General features: G+C 67.9%; 22 protein-coding genes and 5 pseudogenes. 11 read left to right on the forward strand and 16 right to left on the reverse strand.

The features are described 5' to 3' along the window. Window positions 1-1,028: 1,028 nt before the first annotated feature. Together ACH4FH_RS37380 and ACH4FH_RS37385 are read left to right on the forward strand one after the other, a co-directional pair. Window positions 1,029-1,258: pseudogene (locus ACH4FH_RS37380) on the forward strand (YciI family protein); the annotation flags it as partial. Next, window positions 1,255-1,488 (forward strand): annotated as a pseudogene (locus ACH4FH_RS37385) (RNA polymerase subunit sigma-24); the annotation flags it as partial. The pseudogenes ACH4FH_RS37380 and ACH4FH_RS37385, both read left to right, overlap by 4 nt. A gap of 34 nt (window positions 1,489-1,522) precedes the next feature. On the opposite strand, the gene ACH4FH_RS37390 reads toward ACH4FH_RS37385, so the two are convergent. From ACH4FH_RS37390 to ACH4FH_RS37405, 4 genes are all read right to left on the reverse strand, one after another. Then, window positions 1,523-2,656, reverse strand: a complete 1,134-nt coding sequence (locus ACH4FH_RS37390) for a methyltransferase domain-containing protein (protein WP_398560442.1) — start codon at window positions 2,654-2,656, stop codon at window positions 1,523-1,525. Between the two features lie 561 nt (window positions 2,657-3,217). Then, window positions 3,218-3,604, reverse strand: coding sequence for a hypothetical protein (locus ACH4FH_RS37395; RefSeq protein WP_398560443.1), 387 nt, complete (start codon window positions 3,602-3,604; stop codon window positions 3,218-3,220). Beyond that, on the reverse strand, window positions 3,601-3,981 hold the full coding sequence (locus tag ACH4FH_RS37400; RefSeq protein ID WP_398560444.1) for a DUF6415 family natural product biosynthesis protein: 381 nt from the start codon (window positions 3,979-3,981) through the stop codon (window positions 3,601-3,603). The genes ACH4FH_RS37395 and ACH4FH_RS37400 overlap by 4 nt, the downstream gene beginning before the upstream one ends. Window positions 3,982-4,096: 115 nt before the next feature. Continuing rightward, window positions 4,097-5,281: a helix-turn-helix domain-containing protein gene (locus ACH4FH_RS37405; protein ID WP_398560445.1), complete on the reverse strand. Its 1,185-nt coding sequence runs from the start codon at window positions 5,279-5,281 to the stop codon at window positions 4,097-4,099. 114 nt (window positions 5,282-5,395) lie between these two features. On the opposite strand from ACH4FH_RS37405, the gene ACH4FH_RS37410 reads away from it, so the two are divergent. Together ACH4FH_RS37410 and ACH4FH_RS37415 are read left to right on the forward strand one after the other, a co-directional pair. Continuing rightward, window positions 5,396-5,944 carry a flavoprotein gene (locus ACH4FH_RS37410; RefSeq protein ID WP_398560446.1) on the forward strand — a complete coding sequence of 183 codons (549 nt, stop codon included), beginning with the start codon at window positions 5,396-5,398 and terminating at the stop codon, window positions 5,942-5,944. Between the two features lie 771 nt (window positions 5,945-6,715). Then, a complete protein-coding gene (locus tag ACH4FH_RS37415) occupies window positions 6,716-8,176 on the forward strand; it encodes a replication-relaxation family protein (RefSeq protein ID WP_398560447.1) in 1,461 nt (486 codons plus the stop codon). Between the two features lie 44 nt (window positions 8,177-8,220). Here the strand turns inward: ACH4FH_RS37415 and ACH4FH_RS37420 are convergent, their stop codons facing one another. Together ACH4FH_RS37420 and ACH4FH_RS37425 are read right to left on the reverse strand one after the other, a co-directional pair. Next, window positions 8,221-8,472, reverse strand: a complete 252-nt coding sequence (locus ACH4FH_RS37420) for a hypothetical protein (RefSeq protein ID WP_398560448.1) — start codon at window positions 8,470-8,472, stop codon at window positions 8,221-8,223. A gap of 42 nt (window positions 8,473-8,514) precedes the next feature. Next, a complete protein-coding gene (locus ACH4FH_RS37425) occupies window positions 8,515-9,165 on the reverse strand; it encodes an ATP-dependent DNA ligase (RefSeq protein ID WP_398560449.1) in 651 nt (216 codons plus the stop codon). 206 nt (window positions 9,166-9,371) lie between these two features. Here ACH4FH_RS37425 and ACH4FH_RS37430 point away from each other — a divergent pair. The 3 genes and pseudogenes from ACH4FH_RS37430 to ACH4FH_RS37440 all read left to right on the forward strand — a co-directional run bounded on the left by ACH4FH_RS37430 (window position 9,372) and on the right by ACH4FH_RS37440 (window position 10,566). Further along, window positions 9,372-9,727, forward strand: a pseudogene (locus ACH4FH_RS37430) (hypothetical protein). Between the two features lie 2 nt (window positions 9,728-9,729). Beyond that, window positions 9,730-10,203: a DUF6233 domain-containing protein gene (locus ACH4FH_RS37435; protein WP_398560450.1), complete on the forward strand. Its 474-nt coding sequence runs from the start codon at window positions 9,730-9,732 to the stop codon at window positions 10,201-10,203. Window positions 10,204-10,341: 138 nt separating this feature from the next. Then, window positions 10,342-10,566, forward strand: a complete 225-nt coding sequence (locus ACH4FH_RS37440) for a hypothetical protein (protein ID WP_398560451.1) — start codon at window positions 10,342-10,344, stop codon at window positions 10,564-10,566. 1,277 nt (window positions 10,567-11,843) lie between these two features. Here ACH4FH_RS37440 and uppS read toward each other — a convergent pair. The 3 genes from uppS to ACH4FH_RS37455 are packed head-to-tail and all read right to left on the reverse strand — an operon-like array spanning window position 11,844 to window position 16,398. Then, window positions 11,844-13,652 (reverse strand): polyprenyl diphosphate synthase, encoded by a 1,809-nt coding sequence (gene uppS / locus ACH4FH_RS37445; RefSeq protein WP_398560452.1) that lies wholly within the window; start codon window positions 13,650-13,652, stop codon window positions 11,844-11,846. Between the two features lie 41 nt (window positions 13,653-13,693). Then, complete coding sequence (locus tag ACH4FH_RS37450; protein ID WP_398560453.1) at window positions 13,694-14,293, reverse strand: hypothetical protein; 600 nt, start codon at window positions 14,291-14,293, stop codon at window positions 13,694-13,696. Beyond that, a complete protein-coding gene (locus ACH4FH_RS37455) occupies window positions 14,290-16,398 on the reverse strand; it encodes an MMPL family transporter (RefSeq protein ID WP_398560454.1) in 2,109 nt (702 codons plus the stop codon). Before ACH4FH_RS37455 ends, ACH4FH_RS37450 begins: the two co-directional genes overlap by 4 nt. A gap of 507 nt (window positions 16,399-16,905) precedes the next feature. Between ACH4FH_RS37455 and ACH4FH_RS37460 the strand changes: the two are divergent. From ACH4FH_RS37460 to ACH4FH_RS37475, 4 genes and pseudogenes are all read left to right on the forward strand, one after another. Beyond that, window positions 16,906-17,169: pseudogene (locus ACH4FH_RS37460) on the forward strand (IS5/IS1182 family transposase); the annotation flags it as partial. Window positions 17,170-17,192: 23 nt separating this feature from the next. Beyond that, window positions 17,193-18,104, forward strand: coding sequence for an oxygenase MpaB family protein (locus tag ACH4FH_RS37465; protein WP_398560467.1), 912 nt, complete (start codon window positions 17,193-17,195; stop codon window positions 18,102-18,104). A 235-nt stretch (window positions 18,105-18,339) separates the two neighbouring features. Beyond that, on the forward strand, window positions 18,340-18,657 hold the full coding sequence (locus ACH4FH_RS37470) for a hypothetical protein (RefSeq protein ID WP_398560455.1): 318 nt from the start codon (window positions 18,340-18,342) through the stop codon (window positions 18,655-18,657). Window positions 18,658-18,824: 167 nt separating this feature from the next. Then, window positions 18,825-19,707, forward strand: a pseudogene (locus tag ACH4FH_RS37475) (IS5 family transposase). Window positions 19,708-19,721: 14 nt separating this feature from the next. Here ACH4FH_RS37475 and ACH4FH_RS37480 read toward each other — a convergent pair. From ACH4FH_RS37480 to ACH4FH_RS37510, 7 genes are all read right to left on the reverse strand, one after another. Beyond that, window positions 19,722-19,931 carry a hypothetical protein gene (locus ACH4FH_RS37480; RefSeq protein ID WP_398560456.1) on the reverse strand — a complete coding sequence of 70 codons (210 nt, stop codon included), beginning with the start codon at window positions 19,929-19,931 and terminating at the stop codon, window positions 19,722-19,724. Between the two features lie 333 nt (window positions 19,932-20,264). Then, window positions 20,265-20,720, reverse strand: a complete 456-nt coding sequence (locus ACH4FH_RS37485; protein ID WP_398560457.1) for a hypothetical protein — start codon at window positions 20,718-20,720, stop codon at window positions 20,265-20,267. Window positions 20,721-21,238: 518 nt separating this feature from the next. Then, window positions 21,239-21,430 carry a hypothetical protein gene (locus tag ACH4FH_RS37490; protein WP_398560458.1) on the reverse strand — a complete coding sequence of 64 codons (192 nt, stop codon included), beginning with the start codon at window positions 21,428-21,430 and terminating at the stop codon, window positions 21,239-21,241. A 671-nt stretch (window positions 21,431-22,101) separates the two neighbouring features. After that, complete coding sequence (locus ACH4FH_RS37495) at window positions 22,102-22,482, reverse strand: profilin (protein ID WP_398560459.1); 381 nt, start codon at window positions 22,480-22,482, stop codon at window positions 22,102-22,104. 319 nt (window positions 22,483-22,801) lie between these two features. Then, entirely contained in the window at window positions 22,802-23,704 is a 903-nt protein-coding gene (locus ACH4FH_RS37500) for a helicase associated domain-containing protein (RefSeq protein ID WP_398560460.1), read from the reverse strand. A gap of 8 nt (window positions 23,705-23,712) precedes the next feature. Beyond that, on the reverse strand, window positions 23,713-24,774 hold the full coding sequence (locus tag ACH4FH_RS37505; protein ID WP_398560461.1) for a helicase associated domain-containing protein: 1,062 nt from the start codon (window positions 24,772-24,774) through the stop codon (window positions 23,713-23,715). Window positions 24,775-25,363: 589 nt separating this feature from the next. Then, the gene (locus ACH4FH_RS37510; protein WP_398560462.1) at window positions 25,364-26,605 is read right to left on the reverse strand and encodes a Wadjet anti-phage system protein JetD domain-containing protein; all 1,242 of its coding nucleotides are present in this window, start codon (window positions 26,603-26,605) and stop codon (window positions 25,364-25,366) included. Window position 26,606: the final 1 nt, after the last annotated feature.

Genomic DNA, 26,606 nt, shown 5'->3' on the forward strand with positions numbered 1-26,606 from the left:
GGCGTTTCTGGCAGGGCTGAGCCACTCCGAGCCGAAGCTGGCGCTGAGCGCCACCGAAGCCCTCGGCCTGGCACCTCTGGCCGACCGCTGGCTCGACCACGGTGTTACCGAGCAGGAAGCCCGCTCCCTGCTCACCGCAGGGTTACCACCCGTAGTGCACTGCGCACGCGCCTTCCTCACCAACCGCCTCACGCGCAAACGGCCCCCACACCGCACCCGCCCACAGACCGCACAGGCAGCCGCGCCGTTGGCGGAGTGCCTCCAATGCAGGGACCCACTGCCCCGAGGCCGGCAAGCCACCACATGCACCCGCTGCACCGGCACAGCCACCACCCACGTCGCAGCCCCGACCACGGCAGTGACATCCACCCAAGTAGCAGCCCTGCGCAAGGCACTACGCGGCACACCGTCCGCCGCTCCATCCCCCACATGACCCGCCCGGAGCCCGGCCCATGTGGCATGTCAACGAAACGCTCCATGCGGGTCGGGAAGAGGGCGAAGGTATTGCCGCAGTGCGGTCATCGGCGCATTTGGGCCACGGCTGGACTCCAGATGATCAGGTTTGAGCGAACCAGCAAGCAGTCGAAACGGATGACGGAGCACGACCTAACGGCGGGGGCGCCCCGGAAGATCTGCCGCTGACCCGGCACCGGTACCGACCTGGGCCCAAGTCCGTAACACTCCAGGCGGCCATCACCCTGATCACGCGAGAGAACGGACGCATGACCAGTCTCATCGAGATGAGCGAACGCGAGTACTCGCCAACGTCGCCAAGCGGCCCGGGACGTTCGTCAGCCGTACCTCCTTTCACGCGCTGAACTCCTTCCTCACCGGATACGACCCGAGCTCGACTCGGGCTCGGGGCACCCGGACTGGCGGGGTGGCACGAGTGGCTGGTCGCTCGCTCGCCGCGGCGGTTGGGACGACCCCCTGCCTGCCGCCCGAGTACGAACCCCGCGCGATCGAGATGCTCATACACCCTCTCGAGGAGTTTCTCGCGAACCGCGAGGCCAGCGGCGGGGGCCGACCGTTACAGCATGTGCTTCCGCCCGCCGGTCACCAATGGCCCGTTTGTCGAGACCAAGGACCTCATCGCCGGCTGAATGGTGATCGATGTCGACAGCTACGAGCGCGCTGTCGAGCTGGTCGGGGAGCTGTCGGCCGCCTCGGAGGGGGCGGGAAGCCGATCCACGAGTGGATCGAGCTGCGCCCGTTCCTGACCGCGCTGCCCTTCATCACCGAGGGACCTCTCAAGTGAACGAGGGCCCGCTTCGGAGCCGCACGCCAGGCGCGCTCGGGAACCTCGTCCGCCGCGGAGCAGGCTTCGCGGCGGACGAGGACACCGTGCAGGACGAGCTGGTCGAGGCGGTCTGCGTCTGGCCGGCCGACCCTCCGCGGGATGCGAAGGGCTGGCTGGTCACCGTGGCCTGGTGCCGGTTCCTCGACGCGACCGCGGCGGAGATTTCCCGCCGCCGGCGAAGGAAGCTCCGCCCCGCTCACGGCTATTTCTGTGTTCGTCGGACTAGGTAGAGCTGTGCCGACCTGGCACAGGCGGTGACTGCAATGGATCCGCGCACCGGGAAGGACTCCGCACCCATACGCGCTCGCCACTCTTGGTGACGGTCAGTCCCATGTCGGTGTCAGTGGGACGGTCCAGCTTGTCCCACTCCCGCCAGACCGCCTCCACGTCTCCCCATAGGCTGCGGTCCCCGAATTCGGTGACGGTACCCTCTGCATCCGCGATGGCCCCCGAGCCTTGACCGTCATGCACCCACACACGTAGGGCAGTGCCTTCCCGCCCCTCAGTGAGCGTGACCCCCGGGAGACGGGCGCCCGCGTACAGGGCGAACCCGGGCGTGATCATCTCCTGCGGAAGAACCTCCGCGCCCCGTGACCGCGGACGGGATGTGTCCGGGGTAGCGCCAGTTGCGCCACGGTGCGAGCGCATCGGCATGTATGTGGCTGTGCCCGCGAACGGGCCCGACGCGTCCATACCGTCCTCGGCGACGGTGAGACGGACGAGGGCCCCACACCAGAAGTCGCCCACCCTGGGCGTCACCAGTACGCCCCCTGGCCGTAGTTGCTCGATCAGTCGGTACGGAACGTGCCGGAGCGCGCAGGTGGCAATGATCCGGTCGTACGGTGCGCCCGCCGGCCAGCCATGCTCCCCGTCGGTGACGACCAACTGCGGTCGGTATCCGGCGGCCGACAGATTCCGTTCGGCCTGCGCTGTCAGCGACGCGTCGATCTCAACGCTGGTGACGTTCTGGTCGCCCAATCGAGCTGAGAGGAGTGCGGCGACGTAGCCGGTGGCGGTGCCGATCTCCAGAACTTGCTGCCCGTCGCATACATCGAGCAGCTGAAGCATCCTCGCCACCATGGAGGGCATGGAGTTGGAAGCGGTCGCGATGCCGGGCCCGCCCTCAGCGCCGTCGTCGACCTGCGTGACGACGGGCTCATCGGAGTACACCAGGGCGGCGCGCTCTGCGGCGGTCGTGGCTGAGCGGCACCGGTCACGGTCCTGCCGCCATACCTCCTCAGGCAAATATGCCTCACGGTGGGTGCGCTCCCACACCGCGCGCCAGCTTGGGGTCAACAGGCCGCGCTCGTCCAGAGACTGGACGAGCGCAGCGTGCCCCTGTCGGGGGTCGGTCATTGACTCAGGCCACCTTGGGGCGTTCGCCGTCGGGACTCGGGGTCGGCGGCGTCCACGGCTTGTCTTCCGGCTGACCGCCGTGCTTGCCGCTGTCCGACATCTGCAGAGTGCTCATGAGCTCCTCCATGTGGTCGAGATATCAGCTGGGCCTGCCATAGCAGGTATAGCGGATGGTGCTGCCGGCCACCGCCGTTGTGAGGTAAGCGGCGGCCAGGCGTTCCCGTTGCGCCTCGGGGTCGCTGCGCAGCGGGAGGTCTCGGAGGCTGAGTCTCGACGGTTCTCGGGGGAGCCGCACGCCGGCTCGGCGGGCGAGGATACGGGCGACCGACTCGGGCACGGGGCACGGGCTTACCGGTCCGGCCGCGCACAAGCCGCAGACAGTGACGATGATGCTAGGGCCCGTGGCGGCGTCGACGTGGACGTCGCGCAGGTCGAGGGTCGAGCCGCAGTCGCAGCGGTCGCCGTCAGCCATGCTCGCCTCCGGCGATGCCGACAGCGAGGACGAATGCCAGGGTGGCGAGGCACGTCAGGTAGGTCACGATGAGGCGGGTGCGGCGCTGCTCAGGCATGACGGACTCCGGTGAGGGCCATGCGGGCGCGCTGGTCGGACTCGTCGAAGGTAGTCGCCGAGTAGCCACCGGCCTGCGCGACGCGCTGCTGTATGGCGATGCGGTGCTGGACGTCGTGAGCGAGACGGCCCCAGTTGTGGACCAGACAGAGCACCTCGCGGCCGGGGGCTGCCGCACGCATAGCAGCCAGCAGCTCGCCGAGCTGCGGCCGGGCGCAGTCGACGGCAGCATCACCAAGGTCGAGCCAGCGCCCGGCGAGGACCCATCCCTTGTGGTCGGCGTAGGTGTGGCATCCGATGAGCCGCATGTCGAGATGGCGCTTAGATCGGGACGCGCACCGGTCGTAGACGAAAGCCAGCGGCGCCCGCTCTGCGCTCACCGGCACACCTCGCCAGTGTGCCGGGCCAACAGCCAGTGGCAGTCACGTGCGAGCAGCTGGACCTGCACATGCACACGAAGCGCGTGGTGGGCCTGTAAATGGCTCTGCTGCTGGATACAGTCGAGCCGCGCCCGTAGGCGGTGTGCCTCGGCGCTAGAGGGTGGCAGCTGCTCGGCTGCTTTGCGGACCTCCGGGAGAAGAAGCCCGATGTGCCCGCTCAGTACCTCCTCTACCTCAGCCATCGCCTTGGCGTCGAGGGGAGCTGCGCCCATGCCCAGCGCTCGGCGGATCGTCTCACTGATGGTTTCGGCGTCGATCGGAAGCAGTTGCTCGAGAGGTCCCACCTCGCCTGCGTGCGGCATGCGCTTGGTCTTCATTCCTGCGGCCCCATCCCGTCCGTCGTCGATCAGGTAGGGGCCTAGCTTGGAGTCCCGGCGTGCTCACAATGCTCACAGTCTTGTGAGCGGCGGCCAACGGCGCGCAGAGGGGCAGCTACATGCCGATCCAGGCCGCCATGTGACCGAGGGTGTCAGGTGTGCGGCGGCCGGGATGCACCAGGCCGCTGATGGTTTCTCGGGCAGCGGGGTGGTAGCGGGTCTGCTCCGGAGCGGCATGCCGCGCCTTGACCAGGCTGGCCAGCGCGGCCGCGTTCCGGCCCGTCTCCATCTCCGAACGGGCACGGTCGATCAGGTAGTGCGCCCGCCGGGACGTGGCGACGCCGGCGGGAAGGTGGATCTGCCGCGCTTGGACGAGTGCATCGTCGTAAAGCCGCATCTCGACAGCCGCCGACATTCGGTGCAGCAGCACATTGGTCGGCCCGAAGGAGAGCCAGTGCACATCGCTGGCATCGCCCGTACGCCCCGAACATTCGCCGGCCTGTTGCAAATGCGACTCGACGGCGCTGCAATCCCGGGCCCGGGCCGCAATCACGGAAGCCCCCAGGTGCAACTGGCCCCTGACAGCGATCAATTCGCGGGTCTCAGCCGGCCCGTTCAACAGCCCGTGACCGGCGCCGATAAGACGCTGTCCGATCGTGTATTCACCCTCACGGAAGTACACCAGTGCGCGCATGTACTGGCGGACGGCAGACAGACAGGGATCCGAGGCACGGTCCGCAGCCCAAGCCATGCGGTCGAGAGCCACACTCGAAAGATCGTAGTAGCCGAGCTTGATGGCGATGTCATGTGAGGTGCGGTACGTCGAGGCGAGGGCTTGCCACAACGTGGTCGTCGGCGTCGTCCAGGCCGCAGATGTCAGCTCCCGAACCAGTCCAGGGAGATCCGTCGCCGCACGCCGGAGACGAGTGGCCCGCACCGTCTGACAGAGTCGCTCGGCCGCAGCCACCAGCTCAACGGCGGGCCGGGGAACCACCTCCGGGTCGGCGCCGAGATCGTAGAGGTCCAGAGCCTCACGGATGGGCCGCACCAGTGCGGCAAGGCGGTCTTGCTGGAGTTCGGTCACATACGGCTGTCCTGTCAGGGCAGTGACGTCAATGCGGAGCAAATTGGCCACTGCGGCGATGAAGTCGGGCGTCGCTGACCGGGCCCCGCATTCAACCTGGTTGAGGAGGCTGTACGAGTACGGCAGCAGCGCGGCCAGTTCCCGTTGGGTGAGGTGCGCCAATCGCCGTTGCTCTTTGATGCGTGCGCCAGTGTGATCGTCGTCCAGTGAAGGCATACAGGTCTCCAGTCCTCGCAGCCACTTCGAACATACCCAGGAGTCGAATACGAGCGCAGCGCTTCCGCCCCGGCACCTCACGGCTCGGGCTGCTGCGTGTGGTGGGATGGCCCCATGTCGCGCCGTGTGTTGTATCTGTTCGGGTCCGCTGCTCCGCCCGTCCACGATTTTCCGGACGTGGTGCGCCGCGCTCAAGAGAGCGGGTTCGAGGTTTGTGTCGGGTTGACGCCGATGGCTGCACGCTGGCTCGCCGACGACACCGCCGCGTTGGAGGATCTGACGGGCCGGCCCGTACGGGCGGAGTACAAGTGGCCTGGCGAGGCGGATGCATGGCCGCCGGCTGACGTCATCTTGTTCGCCCCCGCCACGTTCAATTCGATCAATTCGTGGGCGCTTGGCCTCACGAACCATTTCGTCATCGGGGTGGTGGCCGAGGGCATCGGCAAAAGGATCCCGATGCTGGCCATGCCGTGTGTGAACGCGGCCTACGTCCAGCACCCGCAGTTCGACCTATCGATCGAGACTTTGCGGGGCGCAGGCGTCAGCGTGCTCTACGGACCGGGCGGGTTCGAACCGAACCAACCCGGGGAACGGCGTCGGGAGGGATATCCCTGGCACCTTGCCCTCAATGCCGCCAACGAGTTGGTAGCCGGGAAGCCGTAGCCCCTGCATGACGTGAAGCATCAGCGGCGATGACAACGCCGTTCATACCGAACGAGAAGAGGGGCACCGACTGAGGCGGGCCCGGCCGTTGTAGTGGGCCTTCGGCTCCCTCGAACCATCCGATGCCGAACTTCGGTCGATCGCCTCGCCGAGGATTTCGTTGGCACGTCCTCGAATTCGATGGTGGCACGGCCCTCCTTGTCGATTCGGAGTCTCCCGGAGCTGTGTCCCTCCTGTTCGTAGTCGAGCATCACCTCGCGGCATCCTGTGGGCTTGTTGGCCTCGTGTATGGGGAAGCCGGCCCGCACGGTCTACTGGCTTTCTCACGGGTCCGGTTCAGGCGAGTTGCGTGGAGGGCCTCGATGATGTCCGGCTGCGTGTGCAGCGCCGCTCGGCCCAGGTCCGCCCACATGCGCGGCCCGGCGATTTGGGTGATCAGCTCCAGCTGCCCACACGCGGGGAAGTCGTCGAGCAGCGGCCCTGGTACTGAGGGGTGTTGGGGGCCCGCGCGGCGTGCTCCCTGTTGTGTGTCCTATGGCTTCCCCTACCGTTCCCCCTACGCCCCTCTCCTCGGGGGGAGAAGCTAAAGCCGCAGGTCAGAGGACGTGGTAAGGGGGCTTGGGGTGCTTCGACAACCCTCCTTCCCCTTTTCTTGTCAGTGGTTGGTGTTAGTGATGTGGGGTGGGGCGTCGGGTTTCGGGCTGGTGCTCGTGGCCGCATGGCCGAGTGGGGATGCACCGGCTGTGGGCGGTGTGGTGGGAGGGGTGGGGCGTGGGCGGGACGAAGCGGCGGCCGTATGGGTCGACGGCGAAGACGCGGCAGATGGTGCTTGCGGCGTTGGGTGTGGTGAAGGTGGCGACGGCTGAGCAGATCCGGCAGCTGATGTGTCCGGGTACGGCCGGTGCGCAGACCGTCCGCAACGGATGTCTCGATCTGGGGCGTGACGGTCTGGTGGAGTCGCTCGGCTCGGCCAGCCGCACCAATGCCGCGGGCAATCTGGTCTCCGAGAAGCTGTGGAACCTGACGGGCCCCGGGCTGGAGGCGGCGGCTGCGGTGTTGGATCGGCCGGTGCGGGAGATGGGTGGCACTGCCCGTGGCGCCGCGCGTTCGGGTGCGAAGCACGCGGTGAAGGTCACCGACACCATTACCGCGTTCCTGCAGACCCCACCCGAGCCGACCCGCCCCGTGCCCCGCAAGAAGCGTCAGCCCGCCGCCACCCTCTCCGACACCGACGTGGGCAAGGACCCGGCCGCTGACCCTGTTGCCGTGGAGGAACGCCCGCGGGGCCTGGGAGAGATTGGCTCCTGGGCGACGGAGGTGGTGCTCCCGGTCTCTGGCACGCTCTCCACCCCGGGCAAGAACAGCCCCCGCGCCGATGCGGTCCTGACCGTGCCGGAGGCCGGGGTGCCGGTGATGTTCGTGGAGGTCGACAACGGCACCGAAAACCCGGTCGTCCTGTCTCGCAAGGCCGGTCGCTACCGCGAGTTCTTCCGCCGCACCGTAAAGCCGCCCACCCCCTCAGCGAACCCCCACGCGACGGGGAAGCCGGTCCCGATGTGGGAAACCTTGTACGGCCCGTTGGGGCGGGAGGGGTATCCGCCGTTGGCGATCGTGTTCACCAAGCAGGTCGGCGTGGCCGCGATGAGCAACCGGATCAACAGCGTCATGCGCCTGGCCGAGACGCACTGGGCGGGCCGGTACCGCGAGTTCGCCGCCAGCTATGGCTCGGACGAACGCGACGGGTACACCGATTACAGCGATGCTGTGCCGATCCTGGTCACCACCTTGGGCCGGCTGCGCGAGCACGGGCCTTTGGGCCGTGTCTGGTTCCGCTTCGGCCACCCGACCTGGCAGACCCTCCCCGACGCCCTCGACAACCCTGACGACGAGCGCGCCTTCAACCGCCGCGAACGTCGGCGCGATCAACTCCACAAGCAGCAGCGCGAGCTGGAGGAGCAGCAGCGCGAGCGCCAGCGCCAGGAACAGCGGGAGCGGTGGGCGGCGCAGGAGGCTGCCGCCGAAGCCGCCAGGGAGCCCGATCCGGTGTGCCAGAAGTGCCACGGGCCGCTGGAGAGCTCCCCCTTCGAGTACGACCCGCTTGAAGAGGACGCACCGCCGGCCGACGGAGTGCACTGCGCGGGCTGCCGTATCCAACTGGCCGAACCCACTGGCCGCATCGGGCGGGTGATCCGCCGCCTGGTGAACGGCGACGAGCGCTACCCCCGCCGATAGCGGCGAGGCCGAGCCGGATACCCAGATGCTTACCCCCGGCCTGTTCAGGGCGCGTCGATAAGCAGGTCGGGGGTCAGGTCGGCTCGGATGCGGAGCACTCGGGGTCGGTGGCGGTAGCGGCCGAACTCGGGGCGGAGTTGGTCGACCTGCAGCTCGACGACGATCTCGGGGTGCACCGGCAGGTAGAGGATCGGGTCGGCACCGGGCAGGCCGCCTACGGTTCCGGGCAGTTCGCGCATCGTGGTGCCGGCCGGGTTCAGGAGCGGAGCTGCCGCCCGGCGAAGTTCGCCACCCACAGGGAGGCTGACGCCCACGGGGTGCATCCGCCCCGCGCGGGGTCAGCCCAGGATGAAAGCCTGCGTTGCGGGGGTCGTGCCGGTTACGCCGATGACGGCTGCGTCGACGGTGTGGCGCTGGCGCCATTTCACCCACCCCGAACGGCCACGCCCACCCACATACCGCGAGCTGCGAGGCTTCGCCACGATGCCCTCCACCCCGCCGAGCGCCCCGACCCAGTCAGTCGCCACCTCCACGTCGCGAGTGGAGGGGACCGGCTGCAGCGTTGCCGGCCCGTCGTCGAGGGCTTGGAGGAGGTCTGCCCGACGCTGGTCGTAGGGGAGCCGTCGCAGGTCGGCGTCACCGACGGCGAGGATGTCGAAGAGAGCGACGTGGACGGAGAAGTCCGCACCGGGCCGTGGCCCGCGTCCGGCTCGGCTCTGGAGGCGCTCGAAGGCGACTTCCCCGGCATCCGTGACAGCGACGAGCTCGCCGTCGAGTACCACGTCCGGCAGGCCCCGTGCGGCGTGGGCGACGTCGGAGAACGCGTGGCTCAGGTCGGTGCCGTGCCGGCTCCATACCCGGCCCGAGCCGGTGTGGATCTGGCAGCGCCAGCCGTCCCATTTCGGCTCCAGCGCCCACCCCGGCCCCTCGGGAACCTCCTCCACCGGACGGGCCAGGGCGAGCTCGACGGGCAAATCGAAGGGCGGCACGGGGCAGTCCTCACCCGCTCGGCGAACCGCTTGAGGTGGAGGACACCGCTGTAGCGCGCATCGTCCCGCCGCCCTTCCTCCGGGGACTTCAGCGTATGACCGACGCCAGTGACCGGCATGCACGGCGCTGTCGCCGTATGAGTGAAAGCTGCGCGGCACGCCTGCCCCCTAATCAAGAATCGAACGAGTGAGCGTATTCTCCTGGTGTGGCTGACACCTTCGACTTCCCCCAAGATCTGCTGGACGCGCAGCTGGAGCTGCACCAGGTCCGAGCCGAGCTCGCTGCCCTCTATGAGTGGCTGCCTGGTCGGTCGAGCCGCTGCCGGGCTGGAGCCACACCCGGGAAAACGGCCGCTACTACCAGAGCGAGCGGCCCGATTCTCCCGGCTGGACGGAGGAGGAGAAGCAGCAGGTCGCTGCAGTGCGGGAGCGGCAAATGGAGCTGGTCACCTTCGTGCTCACCCACCCGTTCTGGGCCACCTGCGCGGACGTCGTCAAGGCGCGATCAGCTCTGAAGCACGCCCACGAGCCGGCGGACGACGGCGAAGAAACCAAGGTCTAGCGATGGAGGGGTACCGCGATCCGGAGATCGACGCCCGGCCGCGGGCCGAGGTCACCCTGCGCGACGGGCAGCGCCTGCAGGACGCTGTCGTGCACCGGCGTCGCGATCGCGTGGGGCCGTGGTGGTACGAGCTGGAGATCGAGATACCCGACTGCGACGAAGAGGGCCGCAACGGCGCTGCCCTCACCTCCCGCGTGATCGCCTTCAGCGCCCCCTACTCCCTTGTCCAGCCCCTCCCGGACGAGGACTACAGCAGTCTCGACCCGCCCCCTGCGCACGAGCGGCGGCGGTGGCGCATCTACGACGCACCCCGCACCAGCACAGCCGACTACTACATCCACCGCGACGACTGCGCCCAATGCCTGGGCGATCGCCTCCTGAGCGACACCGAAGCACTCCAAGAACTGGCCGACCCCAAGAACGCGGAGCCCTGCCCGGTCTGCCGCCCCGACACCGTCCTGCGCCATCTCAGCTGATGGTGCCGGTGGCTGCCGGGAGGACGGTCGACGGCGATGTGGAGGCGACCGAGTACCGAGTGAGGCGCGCGCCGCTCTGGTTCACTCCGGGCGCGCTGACCAGATGCGCCACCACCTCGCCGCAAGGAGCCTGGCCACATGACCGCCCGCATCGTCATCCACCCGCCCGCCGGCACCGGCGGCCGCCGCGTCCACATCGACGCCACCGACCTCGGCATCGCCCGCAGCGACATGGACGTCGTGGAGTTCCTACGCCGCGCCGGCCTCCCCGACGCCGAGCCGCTCCTCGATGACCCCCAGTGGGTGGAATGGCGCGGCGGCCAGCCCCACGACTACGGCGGGCCAAGCCTCAGCAGCGTTTGACCCGCCAAGCTTCGAATGAGGCGACCGCCGCCCGGCCGACGTCAGGTCAGGGAGCGGGCGCGGCGCCCCGGGCCCGGAGAACACCGAATGATGGCGCGAGCGGATGCGGCGAGGAGAGCGCGGTGAGCATCAAGTACGTCGCCCGGCTGCAGTTCACGTCGGACGGGGCAGCAGTTTGAGGGCGAGTGGACGGTGGCCGCCACCGCCCACAACCGCTACCGGGAATGGGTTGGGCGTTACGGCAGTAGCTGGGCCGTGGTGATACGGGAACAGGCGGAATTGCACCGGATGCATCACCCGCACTGACGTCGAGTCGCCGTATCCGCTGGTCGTGACACCGGGTCGTAGCGAGCAATGCCGGCCGCGTACCCGATGCGGACCGGCCAGGTGCGGGGCGCAGGCACGACGGCGAGCGCCGGACCCTGCTTCCACGCGCGGCCCGGGTGCCGGTCGGCGGGGACGGGGATCTCCAGTTCCTCGCGGAGCGCGGGGAGGAGGACGAAGCGCGCCTGCCGGTTGGTGAGTACGGCCCGTATCCCGAGGACTGCGGCAGCAGTTCGAGGCGTGATCTGTCGGTTCAAGACTGACGGGCAGTGGCGGAAGAAGCCACGGGAGTTTGGCCTACTGTCCACAATCGCTTCCGCCAGTGGCGGGACGCCGCGTTTTCGAAGCCCCGGCTGGAGGGCCTGATCGTCGAGGCCGCCAATCGGCACGAGGTGAGGTGGACCTGTCCCTGGTCAGGGTGGACTCCACCACTGCTCGGGCCCACAAGACACCGCCGGGATGCAACTCGATGACGATGTCCTGACCTCTCAGGAGAAGGCCGCCGCCGAAGAGGAGAAGGCTCGACAAAAGGGGGCACTTCGGTAGGGCAGAATAGACCGTACGCCGACTACGCCCCACGCGCGTGAAGATCAAAAGCACATCCGGCGCCGACACAGAGCCCGGCTGATGGCCGTCCTGGTCGGGCGCTCGAGGGGTGGGGGCCAGCGGCGCCGCCAACCCGTGGGGCCGGGAGGCTCGTCACACACGTCAAACAGGGCATCCGCCCGAGCCATCAGACACGCACACAGATGCGATAGATGCGACCCAACCGCGACACCATCGCGAACGCGTATCGCTGAACGCTGTGCTCGATGAGTCCCACGATCCGGGCTCCGCACCGCATCCTTCCCCGAGCAAATGATCGGGGGCCAGGCTCGCGGACGTCCCCGTGGACTGGGGAAATACCGAACGACTTCGAGCCTCGTGCGACACCCGGGGGTTAGACGACAAGCTCACCTTGTGCTCCGCGTCGGGGCGGTGTTCTCGATGGGTGCGGTGCCGTAGCGCCGTTGGCGTTGGGTGTAGGTGGTGATGGACTGCCATAGATCGCGGCGGTCGATGTCCGGCCAGTAGGTGGGGGTGAAGAGCAGTTCGGCGTAGGAGCTTTGCCAGGGCAGGAAGTTGGATGTGCGTTGTTCTCCGCCGGTGCGCCACAACAGGTCGACGTCGGGGAGGTCGGGGTGGGGCAGGTGGCGGGCGAGGGCGCGCTGGTTGATGCTTTCCGGGTTGATCTCGCCGGCGATGGCGGCCTGGGCGAGGCTTTGTGCGGCTTGGGTCAGCTCGCTGCGACCGCCGTAGTTGACGCACATCGTGAACGTGAGGCTGGTGCGGTGCCGGGTGGTCCGCTCGCGCCCCCGGAGCCCGTCGGCGAGGTCCTTGGGGAGTCCGTCGGGCACGCCTGCCCAGCAGAACCGCAGGTCGCGGTCGAACAACTCCTGGTCTGCGATGTTGTCGCGGACCACGTCCAGGATGGCTTCCACCTCGGTGGAGGAGCGTTTCCAGTTCTCTGTGGAGAAGGCGTACACGGTCAGGTACGGCAGGCCGATCTCCAGTGCGCCGTCTACGACGTCCCGCAGTGCGTCGGCTCCCGCCCGGTACCCTTCGGCGCGGGGCAGGGCCCGGTCGGCGGCCCAGCGGCCATTGCCGTCCATGATGACGGCCACGTGCCGGGGCAACGATGCGGGGTTGATGGCAGGTGGTTGCGCTCCGGACGGGTGCGGTGCCGGGGGCAGCGCTCGTCCGCGCGGGGCGGGCAGACGGCCGGAGAGGTCGGTTGCGGCAGGCTGTTCGCGCGGGGTGCGCGCCGTGGGTGCGGGGCGTGTGTAGGGGCTGAGTTTCCAGGCCACGGCGGCCGCCACGCGGGTGGGCAGCAGGATGCGCTGCCGGGCGGCTGAGGTGAGAGCGACCTTCCGCGACAGGAGGGCGGAGCCGGCGCGTTCGACGTTGCGCAGCTCTGCCAGGTACACGCTGGCGAACGCCCGGGTCATCAAGGCTGAGGTGACGGACCAGTGGACGATGGGCTCGGGCATGCGGAGCCATGCGTCCGCCCGTTCGGTCGTGGCCTGTACCAGGCGGGCGATGGCCGGGGTCCACTGGCGGGTGAGGAGGTCCTCGGCGCTCACGCCGCACGCGTCCAGGGCCTCCGCGGGAAATTTCACGTAGCCGCGCTCGAGGTCTTCGGCGATGTCCATCAGGTCGTCGGTCAGTTGGAGGCCGAGCACGCCGTTCACCAGTGCGGCTTCGTGTTCCGCGGACATGAACAGAGGCGCTCCGAGCCGTGCGCTGATGCTATCGACCGCGATGAGGATCGGGCCGTGGATCGCTCGCTGGTATTCGGCCCATTCCTGCCATGTCTGCGGGGTGGCTTTGACCGCGTCCCGCGTGATCCGTTCATGCATCAGCCGGAAGCTGTCGGCCGGCAGGCCGAGTCTCTGCATCAGGTGCACCAGCGCCCGGCGCACGGGGTCCGTGCTGTCGCCGCGCTCGATGTCTTCTTCCAGCATGTTGATCCAGGCCGATGCCTGTCCCACGCGCTCGTCCGCCGACGTCGCTGCGCTGTCCGTCAAGTCGTCGATCACCATCGAGGCTGCGAACATCGGAGACAAGCCGAGTCGCACTTCGGCGGGCAGCACTGCCAGGCAGTCGCTGTCGCCGGGGTAGCGCCGCCGGATCAGGCGCCAGCACTCCCGGTATGCCTTCCGCTGACGTGCATCTCCGAGGCTGGCCCTGGAGTAGACGGACGGAATCACGGGGGCCTCCACGGGGCAAGGAAAAGCGGGACGGTGGGGAGGGGCTGGTGGTTTCACTGGAACTTCAGTGTTCCGGTGGCGTGGAGGCTGTGCAGTCCACGCACGGCGCAGCCGCTGACGTCGCTGGTCGGTGTGGCGGTTCCCGTCATGCGGGTACCGTGCAGCGGGCCTTTTGTCACCGTTCCGCCGAGGAGAGCGTCGCCGGGGTTGTAGCTGGTGACGGAGCGTCGGGCGGGCTGAACGACGGAGGTTCCGGCCCGGTGGCCTTGGGCGTCGTACCAGGTGATCTTCGCGGAGCCGTCCGGGGCGGAGGCGCCACTGCAGCCGGCACGGGCGGTGCCTTCAAGGGTGAGGGTGGCGCTGCGCAGCTGTGGGTGGGGGCCGTTGGGGGTGGTGCATCCGGTCAGGCGCAGGGTTGCTGTGATGCGGGTGGTGCGCTGGCGCAGCGTGAGCGCGGGCGTGAAGGTGAGGGGGCGGCCCAGCGGGGTCGCGGCCCGGCAGGACAGGATGGTGGGGGGTTTGTTCGCCGCGATGGCGGTGGTTGCCTGGGCAGATCCGGCAGCCGGAGTGGTGAGCGAGGCCGCGGCGAGCAGAACGGCCGTCGCGGCCGTCCAGGTCCGCCAGGTGCGCGGTGTCGGCGCGGTGATGTTCATGAGGGGCGTTCCTCACTGTGTGACCAGGCGGTGCTGGTGAGCGGATCGGCAGTCTTGGTGGGCCCGGGGAGGTGGGGGGTGGTGGCAGGGACGGGCAGGGGTGGCCACAGGCGGGCGAGGGGGCTGGGCAGCCACCAGTTGCGGTGGCCGAGCAGACGCATGAGAGCGGGTACGACGAGAAGGCGGATGACGGTGGCGTCGAGGAGGACGGCGACGGCGACGAGGAAGCCGACCTGTCGGAGTTCTTGGCGGCCGGTGAGGAGGAGGCCGGAGAAGACGACGGACATGGTGGTGGCGGCGAGGGTGATGGGCTGAGCTGTGCTGGACAGGCCACGCACTACGGCCTCCTGGCAGGTGGCGCCGGCACGGTAGTGCTCGGTGATGCGGTGCACCAGGAAGACCTCGTAGTCCAGCGACAGGCCGAAGACGAGTGTGACGGCCATCAGAGGGACGAGGACGTTGATCGTGTGCCCGGTGAACCAGCTCAGCAGGCCGCAGGACGCCCCGGTGGCCATCAGGTTCATCGCGATCGCCTTCACCGGCAGTACAAGACTGCGGAAGACGACGAGCATGAGAAGGAAGGCGCCCGCCAGAACGAGAAGCACCACCGGTGCGAGGGCGGAGCGCAGCGCGCGCTGCAGGTCGGCCAGGGCTGCGGATTGCCCCGCGGCGAAGACCTTCTGCCCCTGGGGAAGGGTGTGCAGCCCGAGCCGGCGTTCGTCGTCCAGCAGCTTCCCGGCCGCAGGGCTGTCCACGTGGATGCGGTCCGCGACAGCGACGACGGTGAGGTCACGGCCGTTGTCCAGCGCCACGGCCGCGGTGATGCGCGGATCCTGGGCCAGAGCCTCGGTGAAGTCCGCCGTGTCGACCGGGCCCTGACCGGCGGCATGAGGCAGGGCCAGCAGCGTGACGTTCGCCAGACCGTCCCGCTCCGCCTGTGCCACGCCCACGCCCACATTGCTGCCGGTGAGTGAGGCACGGTCCACATCCAGGCCCAGGCGCATGCCGGCTATGGGCAGCGCGGCCAGCACAAGCAGAACTGCGGCACTGACCAGGTACGGCCACGGGCGGCGCATCAGGTGACGTGCCCACCGCTCCCAGAGCGCCCGTGCGTCGCGCGGCCGCCGGATCCGCCCGGCCGACAGCAGCCGGTCGAGTCGGGGCATGAGCAGCGGCAGCAGCGTCGTCGCCACCCCCGCGGTCACCACGGTGGCCAGGGCGGCTGTCACGGCGACCGTCCGCATAAGGTCCACCGGGACGCTCAGCAGGGCGGCACTGGTCACGGCCACCGCTCCAGCGCACCACAGCACCGCACGCCCGGCCGTCGCCGTGGTCCGTTCGGCAGCCGCCTGTGGGCCCAGGCCCTCTGCTCTGGCCTGGCGGTAGCGGATCAGCATCAAAAGCGAATAGTCCAGGCCCAGCGCGGCGCCCACGGTCGTGGCCACCACCAGCGACAGCGTGTCCACCGGCACCATCAGCCCCAGCCCGGCCACCATTCCCGCACTGACCAGAACACCGAGCCCGGCTGTGAACAGGACCAGCAGGGCCGCCCCCACCGACCCGAGACCGAAGACCAGCACCACCAAGGCCGCGGGCACCGTTACGGCCTCGACGACGCGCACATCCCTGAGGTCAGAGGCCACAAGCTCTTCCGCCAGTGGCGTCTGACCGGTCACCGCCACGGTGACACGGCCCTCGGAGGCTGAGGCCACGGCTTGGTGCACAGCCTCGCGCAGAACCGGAAGACAGCCGAGCCGTGCTGCGGCGTCGCCCTTCAAGGCCACCAGAAGGTAGGCGTGATGGGGATCCTGCCCACGCACCTGGGGCAGCGCGAGCACCTGGCCGGCCCCCCGCACTCCGGCGGCCGTCTGCGCCGCCGCCACCATGGCCTGGACATACGCCTCGTCCCCGCCGCGCAACCGGGGCGAGGTGAAGGCAAGAACAACCTGCTCGTCCCCCAGCTGCGGCATCCGGTCCGCGATGAGACGCGCAGCCCGCTGAGAGGCACCGTCCTTGGGTACGGGCAGCCCTGTGCTGCGCAGATCACTTACGCCGAGGGCCACGGCGAACACCGCGGCCACCGCCGCGAAGCCCCACACCACCATGCCTACGAGGCCGAAACCGCCGGACAGCCACGAGCCGCTCGTCCACTTTGCAGCCGCAGCAGCATGATCTTCCTGTCCGGCCACAGCCCATCAACGACGACTCCACAGTGGGAGTTACGCACAGCGCGCCCGGTAGGACATCGCTTGAGGCAGTCCCTGCCAGGGGCCCTCGCCGTGTAAGTCCCGTGTGCGCCGTAGGGACGGCGGTGAGTGGTTCGCGCGCCTGGAGCAAGAAACCACCGATCCGCCGGCAGCCCGCATGGCCCCGCCCGCTCGGATCGACAACCAGAGCCGCCACACCGCTTCGCCCCGGATCCTGCGAGACGTTGCGGGTTTCACTCCTGCGAGGGGCTGTGCGGTGTCGGCGGCGACGCCACAATGCTCAAATGCGGAAACGCGTACTTACCGTGACGGCCCTGGTCATCTCGTCCACGCTCCTGGCCATGGACGCCGCCTCCGCCGTATCCGCACCCCCTCCAGCGCGTCGGCGGTGGCACCCGCACCCCACTCCACCGTCTGGTGCTCGACGAGCTCCGTGCTCGACGTGAGCTGGACTGGTCCCGCTGCACGATCGACTCGGCGAACATGCGGGCCTTGAAAAGGGGGAGCTGACCAGTCCGAACCTGCCACCGGGGCAAGCTCGGGTCGAACGTGAACTTGATCACCGAGCCGACTGGTCTGCCCCTGTCTGTCGGTATCCCGGGCACAAACCTGCACGGCAGCCAGACCCTCCCCTCTCTCGTCCGTGGCATACCGCCCGTCCCGTCGCGATGTCTCTTGGAGCCAGCTTGTCTGTGACTGTTGCTCAACGACGCTTTGACCGGCTTCGCCGTATTCAGGGGCTGGATCCGGAGCGGGACTACGACGAGATCTGGCGACTGGTCGCCACGTACGAGTTCCCGTGGGATTACTGGCAGTCGGTATCCCTGGCCTTCTTCCGCACCATCGCGGCCCCATCCATCGGAGCCCTGCTGGAAGAGACCGGCGAGCTCGTCGGTCACACCCAAAAACGCGCGGACGACACCTTGCTGATCATGTACCAGATGGGCTGCCTGGGCCTGGAGAGCCCCGAAGGGCGGGCCTATCTGCGGCGCATGAACCAGATGCACCGGCGCTACGTCATCAGCAACGACGACAACCTGTACACCATCGCGCTGTTCATCGTCGCGCCGGTGCAGTGGATCAACCGGTTCGGCTGGCGCCGGCTGACCGTGGGCGAGGAGCGGGCACTGACCAACTACGGCAGGCGCCTGGCCCAGCTCATGGGCATCAAGGACATCCCGGCGACCTTCGCCGACTTCGACCAGTTCGCTCAGTCCTACGAGGACAGATGTTTCGCTGTCACCGGCAGCGGCCGGCGCCTGGCCGAAGAGGCCATGACGTTCACCGCGGAATTGCTCCCCAAGTTGCTGCGCGGCCCGCTTGAGCCGGTGTTGCGCCGCCTGGCGTCGGCAATCCTGGACGACGCCTTCCTGCATGCCGTCGGCCTGCCCCTTCCCCCTGAACGCGACCGGCGCCTGGTCACCTGGGTGCTGCGGACGCGCGGCCGCCTCCTGCGGGTGCTGCCGCCGCGCCCGGACAACCGTCCCCACCGCCCCGCCTTGGCCACCTACCCCGACGGCCACCATGTCTGCGAAATCGGACCCCGCTGGCTTACAGGGGGCAGGCCTGACGAGCAGAACAACGCCGTGCACGATTCCCCGTGACCATGGTTCGCCCTGACGGCGGGGGCGGTGGGGCCCGAGACAGCGAGTGTCCTCGCCGACCCCACACCGGAATCAGCGGCCACACCCCAGCCAGCCGCATCACCAACCTCTCCGGACAACACACCTAGGGCCTGTCCGAGGGGTCACTGCGGAAGGAGTTTCTGGTTCCCGCTGGCCCAGATGTGGCAGGATCAGTCACGGTCCGTCAGGGGTCAGCTACAGAGGGGATGGGTGCATGTCGGAGGAAAAAGCACCGTTCGAGATCATTGATGTAAGCGAGGGCAAGCCCGAAGAGGTGGGCACGCTGAGCCTGCGCTATGTGGACGGAACGCCCGTGCTCGTCATCAGTGGCGGGACAGTAATCCCTGCTGGCTTCACAGTCGTAGATGACTCCGGTAAGCCTGTTGCAGCGTGCGCAGTGGGGCCTATCCCGGAAGCAACTGAGGCCCCCGTGGCCGCAAGGCGGCATGCATACGATTACGGCACTATTCGCCTCAATACAGACCCCCTCTTCGAGGCACCCGGCGGCGCTGGCGAGGTGTCGGGCGGATAGCAAAAGGATTTAGGGCACGCGCCCGGTTACGCCTCCCGCCCCCGGTACGGGCCGATCAAAACCCGTGCCGGGGTGAAGCACTTGCCGGGGTCGGGACCGGGGGCCCGACCCATCGGACACGCCCTAAACCGTGTCTGATAGGTCGGTGACAAGCCGGGCCGTGCAGGATGGGGCGGGGAGATCTCACTGACCGCGAATGGGCCCGGCTGGAGCCGCACTTGCCCAGGAACGTCGGGCGGGGCGGACGTTGGAAGGATCACCGGCTGGTCATCAACGGAATCTTGTTCCGGCAGCGGACCGGCATCCCCTGGCGGGACCTTGCCAGCGCGGTTCGGCAGCTGGCAGACCTGTTACGACCGCCACCGGCGATGGTCAGCGGACGGCACATGGGAGAGGGTCTTGCGGGCTGTCCAGGCCAACGCCGACCAGCAAGGCCGTATCGACTGTCGATGGTGAGCGTGGACTCCACCGTGTGCCGCGCCCACCAGCACGCTGTTGGCGCCCGCAAGCGTCCTCCACTGGTGCCCGGCAGACGGGGCCGACCCGTTCGGCACCGCTCCGATGAAGCCCTTGGCCGCTCCCGCGGCGGGCTGAGCACAAAGATCCACCTCGCTGGTGAGGGCGGCGGGCTGCAGCCGCTTGCCCTGCTGGTCACGCCGGGCCAGCGGGGTGACGGCCCTCAGATGATCCCGGTCCTGGACCGAATCAGCGTGCCCCGTCCCGAAGGCGGCCACCCGCGCACCCGGCCCGACCACGTGAGCGGCGACAAAGCGTATAGCTCCCGCCGCAACCGCCGTTACCTGCGCCGACGGCAGATCAAGCACACCGTTCCTGAGCGCCGTGACCAGCGAGCGCACCGCCGACGGTGGCAGCAACGGCGGTAGACCCGCTGGTTTCGACCCGGCACGATACGCCCGCAGAAACGAAGTCGAGCGGCTGATCAACCGGTTAAAGATCTCCCGGGCTGTGGCCACTCGGTTCGACAAGAGGGCGTACGTCTTTCACGGCACCGTGACCGTCGCAGCCATTCGTCTCTGGCTCCGTACATGACCCCTCAGGTGGACCTAGTCACTGACCACGTTACCCATGTCTTTGAGGAGGGCCGAGGGGAGCCCGTTGACCTGCGACAGGATGGAGGTGCTGGCCTGTTGGAGGGTCTGTTGGCGTGCGGTGGGCCTGAGGGTTGCGGCCTTCTGGATCGTCTCTGCTGGGATGGCGTCGACGAGCAGGGGGATCTCCTGGGCGAGAGTGGCCGCAGCCTCTGTCTCTGTCATGCCGGCCTTCTCGGCCAGGAGGGTCAGGGTTGCTGGGGCGATCTGCGCGGCAATCTCATCACTGGTGATGGGCTTATTGGCGCCGTCTCCTGTCTACGACTCGAACTTGTCCGCCGTCTCCGGCGCTTCCGCCAGCGATACCAGCAACGCCCCCAGTGGCGGTGTGGCGTTCGGGTTCGCGCTCATCCTGACTCCTTCGAAAATGATCTACGCGACAGAGCGATACTACCGAGAGTAATCAATTGCGTATTGGCGGTAGTTCCAGTCAGCTGGGCCGAAACTCGAGCTTGCCCGGTGGCTCGTCGGCACGTGACCCACCGGGCACCCCCTAGTTCAGTCGGCCGAGGTCCACATTGAGCGCTCGTGCAGTCGCTGGTTATCGACCTGCTCGTTGGAATGGTTGACATGCCGGGTGGGCGCGGTGACTTCGTCAGTGCCCCACACGTAGTAGATGTGCTCATTCTTGTACGTGGGGCGATACAGCGTGACCGCCCACTGATCCGTAGTGGCATTCACGCGTTCGACCTTGCGGACAATGCCGTCGTAATACACGGTGCTGCTCTTTGAACGCTTGTGGAGGATCCTGATCTCTTTGTGGGGATCAACCCGGAGTCCGCTCACGGTGGTCGCCCCTCGGCTGTGTGGCACTGGTTCGCCAGTGTTCACGAGGTGACCGGACGTCAGGGGAGCGGAGAGGGGCACATCCGAGGCGCTTGCCGTGCCGACCAGCGTCAAGGTGGCTCCGGCGAAGACGAGGACTGCAGTGAGCTTGCGCTTCGTATGCTTCATGCACGTGTGAACGAGGTTGAGACCCGGAGGTTGCGCCCAGGACTGTGACGACATCGCCTCAAGCACCCAACCCTTCACCGAACGCCACAACCAGCTGGTTGGGTGGTGCTCTCAGCGCGGGGGGTGTAGTTAGCCTGGCGGAGTTGCACGCCCTGCCCCGGCAAGCGGCCTCGCCGGAGCTCGGTGCGTGCCCTTGTGGGCAGCAACGCCCGGGCGTCGGCGTACGCGGTGATCAGGATCGACACCCCGGGCTGCTGAGCATGTCGGGAGCAAGCCGGAGAGCGCATGGTGCCGGCGGTTGGCAGGGTGGATTCATGACCGGCCAGCCCGTCCTGCGCAGCGTGGTGCATCCACCGTCCGTTGATGGTGGTCGTGTCCGTGTGAATTGCTGCGATTCTCGGTTGTCGACGGTGTGGCCTTTACCGACGGCCCCCGGTTTGCACCGGTTCATTGGGCGCGTGGGCCGCCTGTCGTCAAACGAGCCATCGAATGACGACAGGCGCGCTTGAGTCGCGTCGTCAGCCGTTGGCCTGCTCTACGGCGGGCTTGATCGTATTGGCCTGGTCGACCATGCCTTGGGTGACGGTCCCGCCCGCACCGGCGGAGATCACGTCGTTGACGAGGCTGGAGACGGCGGAGGTGACGGAGCCGACGGTGTCGCCAAGGTGGCCGGGAAGGTTGCCTCCGCCAAGGCCAGACAGATCGGGCATGAGTGTCGTTCCTTTCGCTGTGGGGGTCCGTGCTACCTAGCCTGAAGCGGCACGGTCGGTCTCCTCTGCGCCTACCCCACAGGCTGCTGCGCTGGGCTGCCGCTCGCGATTGCCACCCGTACGGAGGGGCGTGTCTATCCCAGACACGCGACGGCGCACCCCCGGCGCGGGCCTCTGACCTTTCGTGCGCTTGGCCAGACGGCGGGACGGGATGATCGTTTCCCCGGTGAACGGCAGCGGCTGTCCGGGTGAGGGCCGGTCCCGGCCTGTTCCGTTGGGCAGGGCGACCGATACTCCATGGTCACCGCAGGGAACAGCCCTGCCAGAGGAGATCGGGAGATCGCTCGTGCCGGAGCCGGAGCAAGTTCGGTGACGTCCCTTATCGGCAGTATCAACTTTTCGGAGCTGGTGGTGACTGCGTGAGAGGTGTCGCGACCCGCTGATCTACCGGCGCAGTTCCTCGCGTGCCTGCAGGCCGTACTCCCACAGCTCCGAGCCTTCCGGGCCCGTGCACTGCCAGCCGTCCGCGACGAACTGGCGGAACATCCGCTGCAGGAGTTCCCAGCCGGTGTGCTAGCGACCATGATCGTTCTCAGTGCCAACGACTGCACCGATCATGCCCGAGGCCGTACCCATGATCCCCGAAAACCGCCCATCACCGATTGAAATGGTCAGTACCCAAGGTTGATGAGGTAGTCGGCGAGTTTCTCAACCTCGGTCGCGGACTCGCCGGGTTGAATCGGCGCTTCGTATGCGCCCACCACAATGGCCTGCGTGGTCTTTACAGCCGAGATGCCGTTGTTGCCCTGCTTGCCGTAGATGGAACGTCCGTCGGCGCGGAGTGTGAAGTACCTCTGGCCGCCCATGTAAAAGCCGTTCGCTCGGATCGCGTTGTTGTCAACGAAGCCAGCAGCGAGGGCGGCGCCCTCCTGCGGGGTAATGTGGAAGCCGGTTGATTGGGCCCAGGCGTTGCCATCGTGGCCAAGGATGGTGGCCTGGGTGATCCTTCCGGTTCCGATGAGGCTTGTGTCTACGTACGCTTGCCAGCTCATGTCGTTCTCCGTGTTCGAGGCGGGGGTGACCTGCGGCGCGGGTTCCCAAGGGCGATCATGGACCCCCTCAGGCAGGAGACGGCGGATTGTCTCCTCCTTCGCCTGTCTTGCCGCGCTCAGCGGCGTAGGGAGACTCGAACCTCTTCAGCTCGATGATGCGGTCCAGCGGGTCCGGTCCGTCGGCACCCTGAGAACGTGCGGCTGATGCAGCAGGGCGACACGCTCACGGCGCTCTACACCGATGAGGACGGCCGGGCCTGGCCAAGGCCGCTCACGCCGCCGTGTCCGCAGAAACGACCACGGCGCCCGCCCCGCACATCTACGGAACAGGCGCTGTCGTCGTTCCCTCAGGCCGCCCACTCCAGTCCGAGGGCGGCGAGCGCGGCGAGCTTGTCTGACGCTGCTTCGCCAGCCACCGGCCGACGTCCATCCCGTGCACCGTGACGCCCGGCTCGATGTAGACCAGGGCGCTCTGGCTCTCCTCGGACACCATCTCCCGCACGGCCGCGAAACGCCGCTGCCAGTCCGCCGACCAGTCAGGGTTCCAGTCCTCATCGATCGCCTCCAGCGCCTCCTCCCACTCCGGATGACCGTCCAGCGCACCAGGCCGGCGCAGGTTGGACAACCAGTTCCCCACCGGCCGGTCCAGCGCCGTCGCCGTACGAGGAGCGCACAGCGTCCAGTGCTCCTCGAAGTACCCCCGGGCCGCCGCCAGATTCTCCTGGAACCGCTCGTCCGCCACGCTCCAGACCATGCCCAGCTTCTCCAACCGCTGGGCGCGCTTGCCGGTCATCTGCCCGGCCCCGAAGGCCCTGCGCTGCTCAGCCACCCAGGACCCCAGCGGGAACGCGCCCTCCCGGTGCTCGTACGGAACACGGGCATGTGCCTCACGCTCGGTGAACGCCTTGAGCTTCGCCCATCCGCGCGCCCAGTCCTGCCGCTCGGTGTCGGTCACGTTGAAGCTGACCCAGTCCGCGACCATCGCCGGGTCACGCGGAGCGGCAAAGCGAAGCAGCAGACGAGTTTGGGTGCGCATGATGCGCCAACTGGTGCGCGGCTCGGTGACGACGTGGAGCAGGACGACGACCGGCCTGTTCACCAGTCCCGTTCCGGACCAGGCTCCGGTGAAGCGGACCTGATCGGCTGCCCAGTCACCCGCTCGCTGCCACGGGCGCAGCCGTCCGAGCAGATAGCCGGCCGCGAGCGCGACGATCGCGGTCACCACACCCCTCACGACCACCGCATCCCGACCTCGGATAGCTGTTGCATCCGTTCAGGGGCCAGCGTTGCGGCCCGGGATCGTTGGTTGCTGATCCATGCCCCCAGTCGGAACTGAAGCTCCCCTCCACCCTCGGAGAGCACGGTCTCGACGTGTTTGCGGGGGACGCGAAGGTGTCCTTCACGTTCGTAGAACTGCTTGGCGGCCTGGTAGTTCATGGCCCACTTATCGGCCTGTGTACGGCGCGGTTTCGGTTTCTCGTCCTCGCTGGCGGGCTCGATGCCGAGGACGTGTTCGCACATCCACTGCTGCACTGTGCTCAGGTTGTCCCAGCCGAGGCGGACGGATGTCACCCACCGCCCGAGGTCCTCGCCTTGGCGTACGAGCTCGCCGGCCGTGGTGGGCAGGCTTCCGCCGGCGTCCAGGTGCAGTCGGACCAGGTGGAAGGAGCGCTGCCACGTCACCGGCCATGCCGGGCACCACGAGGCGTCGATGTCCTCCAGCTGCTCACGCCGCGCCTGCGTCAATGCCCCCGCCGACGACTGAACGGGCAGGCCCTCGGCGCGTCGCTGCTCGATCTGCTCAGCCTTGCGGGCGGCAGCCCGCGCGTTCTTCAACCAGATGCCAACCGCCGCGCCCTGGAACGTGGCGTCGAGTGGGGCCAGGAGGTGCCCGTGTTCGGCGGCCCACCCGCGCGCGGCGGATAGACCCTCCTCCCACGCGACGTCGAAGTGGGACCAGATCATGCCGAGCTTCTCCAGCTGTTCGACGCGGTCGGCGTCCATGTCGCCGCGGGCGTAGAACCTCCTGGCGTCGGCAGTCCACTGCCCCAGCGGGAAGTTCGCCAGCGAGGCCGGCCAGCCTCCCGCCTCCGCCTCATCCCCGGCCGGGACGCGGAACGTGAACGGCACCCGCAGGTCCCCGCGCTCGCGGGCATAGATCACGGCAGCCTCTACGCCGCGCCGCCAGTGCTGGTGTTCGGGGTTGAGGACGCGCAGGTTGATGAATGCTGCCAGCTGCGTGGGGTCGCGGGGCGTGGAGAACTTCAGCAGCGCCTTGGCGGGCGCGCTCACGCCTGCGGAGCTTTCGCTGCTCCCACCGGAGCTCTTCCCGCTCTCGTCCTTGCTGACGGGTTTGTAGCGGCTCGGAGCCTGCTGTGACAAATCCGTTAGTGATCACTAGATAGGTGACGTGCTGACCTGGGGATCTAGTGATTGTTTCGGATTTTTTGCTGTGGTGTGGTGCATCTCTGAGCTGGGGTTTCCTCAGAAGCTTCGGAAGCTGCAGGGTCTCTGAAGTGCAAGTGCAGTGATCGTCTAGGAATGTAGTGATCGACGCGGGATTTTGCTATCGCTGCGTGGTTCGGGTGGATTGGTTGGTCCTGGTCAGGGGGCTGACTGGATCGTGCCTGTCAAGGCCGATTGCCCGGTGAGGACTGATCAGCAGCGGTGAGACCCCCAGGAAGGCGAATCCGTTCGAGGTGTCCGGCAACTCAGAGACCAACGTCCGCATCGCGCCCTGCAGTCTGGAGGCACTGAGCCGGATCGTGGCCCGGCGGGGTACCTCCCGGGACGAGACGGTTGTGTGTCGGTGCGCCGCCAGCTTCGGTATCCCGGGCGCCGCGGAAGATGAGGCCTGCGCCTGAGGACCGTGCTGCCTCGTTCATTCCTGCGGGAGAACCGGCCAGCCCTCTTCGTGAGGCGGTTGTGAGGAGGAGCCGTGGAGGTCGGCCAGCGCTGTTTGGACGGCCAAGAAGCGCACCCGCTCTTGTTCCAGCCGTACGCCGTGGCCGAAGTCGTCGTCTACGAGGCTTTGATAGAGGTCGGATTCCTCACCGGTCAGCGACTGCAATTGCTCCCGGGCGGGCTTGGACTCCTTTACCCACTGGCCCCGGTGAGCCATCAGCGTGGAGCGGTCCATCAGGATTGACTCCGTGTGGGGCAGGAGGCGGCGCAGCCGGTCGAGGATGGCGAACCCGTGGGTGTCCAGGTCGCCCCAGTACACCAGGCGCTTGTCCTGGAGCCAGCGTAGTTCGCTTAGCCGGGTGATTGCGTAGCCGCCGCCGAGGACCACCATGCTGCCAGGCACGGACGGGAAAGCGAGGTAGGTGGTCTCGTTCTCGACGATGAAGACGGTCGTGATGCCGGGCGGGGATTCGGTGAACTCATTGACGCGGACGGACAGTTCATTGAACCCGGCGACAGGGGTGTCGCCGAGGAGGCGGAATCTGGCGTAGGAGGGTTTGGCCAGGAAGCGGAAGCGAGCGGTGAAGCTGGTCCGCGGTGCATCGGTGTCGATCCGTTCGGCGGGCAGGCAGTGTTCCAGCAGGGTGGTCAGGACGGCGCGGTGACCTTCGATGAACTTGGTGTCGACGCCTGGTACATCGATCTGTCGCAGATAGAGCGACGGTCCCTGGTAGTCCAGGATCCAGCGGACGGTCTGGTGCAGGCGTTCCCAGTGGGCTTCGAGGTCCAGAACCTTCATGGGATGGGCGGTTATCCAGTCCGCGAGTTCAGGGGTGGCCACCTGGGTGGAGGCCAGCAGTGTCTGGAAGCGGCGGACGGTGCTGGTGACGCCGAGGAGGTCCCACAGCTGTTCGCGGTGGTCGATCCACGCTTGGTGAGGGAGGTTGTTGGTGCCGATGACGCGTCCTCCGACTTGCCGGTGCTCGATGCGCAGGAGCTGCTGCTCGGCGGCGCCCCATGATTGGACCCAGGTGCGGACGGCGTCGAAGTCGCGGGCCAGTTCGGAGGGCTTGGGGCCGCTCAGCGGGATGCAGAGCGGTTCGAAGGGGTGCTGCTCGGCGAGCGCGGTGAGGAAGTCGCCGCGCATCCAGCGTCTGCGCAGGCGGTCCGTGACGTCTACGGGTGTGGTCCATGCCCGGCGGGCGGTCGGAGCTGCCATG

Origin of the sequence: Streptomyces sp. NPDC017993 (assembly GCF_044328065.1) — a bacterium.
GTDB lineage: Bacteria > Actinomycetota > Actinomycetes > Streptomycetales > Streptomycetaceae > Streptomyces.